This window comes from Bacillus cereus group sp. BfR-BA-01382 (genome assembly GCF_022663475.1).
In the GTDB taxonomy this organism is placed as follows: domain Bacteria; phylum Bacillota; class Bacilli; order Bacillales; family Bacillaceae_G; genus Bacillus_A; species Bacillus_A thuringiensis_S.
The window spans coordinates 1-1573 of sequence record NZ_JAKUFQ010000230.1 but is presented as its reverse complement, the minus strand read 5'-3'; the positions used below and the strand labels follow the sequence as shown (position 1 = coordinate 1573).

The window sequence follows — 1573 nt, the reverse complement described above, 5'->3', positions numbered from 1 at the left end:
GAGTTTGGCACTGATGAAGTGATTTTGAAAAAGGATGGGTGTATTGATTACAGCATTGGTTTTAATGGTGTTAAACCCCGTGAGGATAAAACAGGAGAAGGTACAATGTCTATTCATATTTGCGATATTGATGAAATGATTAACAAACTCCAAGCGTTAAAAGAGTATGGAAGAAAACACTTCAATAATGAGTATTGGCAGTAATTCAATAAAATTAAGCAAAAAAGAGTTCTATCCAAATAAGGAGGGAATGTATATGAAAACAAAATATGACTTGACCTTGATGGAAGCGCTTGAAATGTGTCTTAATGGAGAGGGTTTTATGCGTGGTGATGGATTCAAGAGTGGAGTATATGTGAAGTTACATAATGGTATGCTCGTTACAGTAGATGCTAATAAAATGAACAGCTATATAGATACTTTATTGTATCAACAACGCTACAAAGCCAGAGGTTTAAAATCTTTCCTGTAGCAAATGCAAAAGCATTAGAAATGTAGAATATAAAGTGTATTTAGTAAGGAAGTAGGTGTGTGCTATGAAGGCATTTCATGTTCAAGGTAGCGATGGTGAAAATCAAGAAATAGTGTTTGCAGAGAGTATTGGTAAAGCGAAAGTAAAGAGTGAAGCGTATAGATGGTGTGATTATACAGAACTCAGAGCGAGTAGGATAATAGAGTTTGATAAATATGCTGATTTAGGATATGTGCCAAAAAACGAATTGTTAAAAAGCGGTTGGTGGTTTAAATGTCAAAAATGTTCAAATACATGCACTGAGGAAAATGCAGTTGTAGTAGAAGAAAAGGTTTATTGTAGAAAATGTAACAAAGTACAAGAATCAGTTTCGTAGAGTCTAAAATATGTTAACGAGAGAGGGATATCATGAGTATCACAATTCATAATTCTATTGCAAGGTCATCAAGATTAAAATGTGGAGCCTGTAAAACCCGTATTCAAAAGGGAGAGCATGTTCTTTTTTACTTAGAGAATGGTAAGTTTCATAATGTACTTTGTACAAAATGTGACCAGGGGAAATCATAATTATCAGCTTTAGAGGAAAATGAAATTCTCGTAAGTAGTCTTGGACTTGGGCAATATTAAATACATATTTTAAAAGTAGAATTGGGAGTGAATAAATATGATTTTGTTTAGGGGAAAACCGATTGAAGATTATGGTGATATAAAATGGTTTTATGGTAATGCCGTAATGAATTATGAAGATAACTTAGCTTATATTGAATCACCAGGACAAGGTTTTGTTCCAGTAGAATGGAAATCAGTTGGTCAATATATTGGGCTGAAAGATTCAAGTGATAAAAAACAAATGGTGTTTGCAGGGGACATTATTGTTGGGAAGCGTCCATCACATTGGCATGGTGGATATGACAATGTAAAAGGAGTAGTCTGTTTTTCGGACACTAACTTTGGATTTGAGGTAAATGGAGAGGGTGGGGGAAACCTTCATTCTATTGAATCAATTGAAGTGATTGGGAATATATATGATAACAAAGACTTATTAGATAATGAATATAACAAATAAAAATAAAAGAAATGGAGAGGGTTTATATGAGTAAG

General features: G+C 33.6%; 4 protein-coding genes. All 4 read left to right on the top strand.

What is annotated here, in order from left to right:
- Positions 1-204: hypothetical protein (locus MR160_RS33580; protein ID WP_242299209.1), on the top strand; the 204-nt coding region annotated here is incomplete at its 5' end.
- 52 nt (positions 205-256) lie between these two features.
- A complete protein-coding gene (locus MR160_RS33575) occupies positions 257-472 on the top strand; it encodes a hypothetical protein (RefSeq protein WP_242299208.1) in 216 nt (71 codons plus the stop codon).
- Positions 473-536: 64 nt separating this feature from the next.
- Positions 537-848, top strand: a complete 312-nt coding sequence (locus MR160_RS33570) for a hypothetical protein (RefSeq protein ID WP_242299207.1) — start codon at positions 537-539, stop codon at positions 846-848.
- Between the two features lie 288 nt (positions 849-1136).
- Positions 1137-1538 (top strand): YopX family protein, encoded by a 402-nt coding sequence (locus MR160_RS33565; protein ID WP_242299206.1) that lies wholly within the window; start codon positions 1137-1139, stop codon positions 1536-1538.
- Positions 1539-1573 lie beyond the last annotated feature (35 nt).